General features: G+C 62.1%; 1 protein-coding gene. It reads left to right on the top strand.

From position 1 onward, the window contains the following. The coding region (locus AC1DU6_RS31960; protein WP_477862222.1) for a tripartite tricarboxylate transporter permease at nucleotides 1-1,194 on the top strand (1,194 nt) is incomplete at both ends.

Raw genomic sequence — 1,194 nt, 5'->3', positions numbered from 1 at the left:
GCTCAATACGGAGGCTCGACGACGGCCATCCTGATCAATGTGCCGGGTGAGTCCAGCTCCGTCGTGACGGCCATCGACGGCTATCAGATGGCCCGGCGCGGCCGTGCCGGTGCGGCGCTCGCGGCCGCCGGCCTGGGTAGCTTCTTCGCCGGCTGTGTGGGCACCATCATCATCGCGGCCTTCGCGCCGCCGCTGACCGAGCTGGCCTTCAAGTTCGGCTCGGCCGAGTATTTCTCACTGATGGTGCTCGGCCTGGTCGGCGCCGTTGTGCTCGCGTCGGGATCGCTCATCAAGGCCATTGCAATGATCGTGCTTGGCCTGCTGCTCGGGCAGATCAACACCGACGTCATCACCGGCACGGCGCGCTTCTCCTTCGATGTTCCTGAATTGACTGACGGCATTGGCTTCGTGGTCATCGCCATGGGCGTGTTCGGCTTCGGGGAAATCATCGCCAATCTGGGTCAGCCCGAAGAACATCGCGAGGTCTTCACCAAGGAGGTGAAAGGCCTGTGGCCGACGAAGGAAGACTTCAAGGAGGCCTGGCCTTCGGTGCTGCGGGGCACGGCCCTCGGCGCTGTGCTGGGAGTGTTGCCCGGTGGCGGCGCGCTGCTGGCCTCTTTCGCGTCCTACACCTTGGAGAAGAAAGTCGTCCGCAATCCTCGTGTGCCCTTCGGCAAAGGCGCCATCCAAGGGGTCGCCGGCCCAGAAAGCGCCAACAACGCCGGTGCGCAGACCTCTTTCATTCCGATGCTCACGCTTGGCATTCCGCCAAATGCTGTGATGGCGCTGATGGTGGGTGCCATGACCATCAAGGGCATTCAGCCGGGGCCTCAGGTCATGACGAGCAACCCGGAGCTGTTCTGGGGGTTGATCGCATCGATGTGGATCGGCAATCTGATGCTGATCGTGCTCAACCTGCCTCTGATCGGCATTTGGATCAAGTTGCTGACAGTGCCCTATCGGTTTCTCTTTCCGGCCATCGTCGTCTTTTGCTGCATTGGCACCTACTCGCTGAACAACAACAGCTTTGACGTCTATATGACTGCGGCGTTTGCGCTGCTGGGCTACGTCTTCTACAAGCTGAGCTGCGAGCCGGCGCCGCTGCTGCTGGGCTTCATTCTGGGGCCCATGATGGAAGAGAACCTTCGCAGGGCGCTGCTGCTGGCGCGGGGCGACTGGAGCACATTCCTGACC

This window comes from Roseateles sp. P5_B10 (genome assembly GCF_056400485.1).
This window is presented reverse-complemented; position numbering and strand designations above follow the sequence as displayed.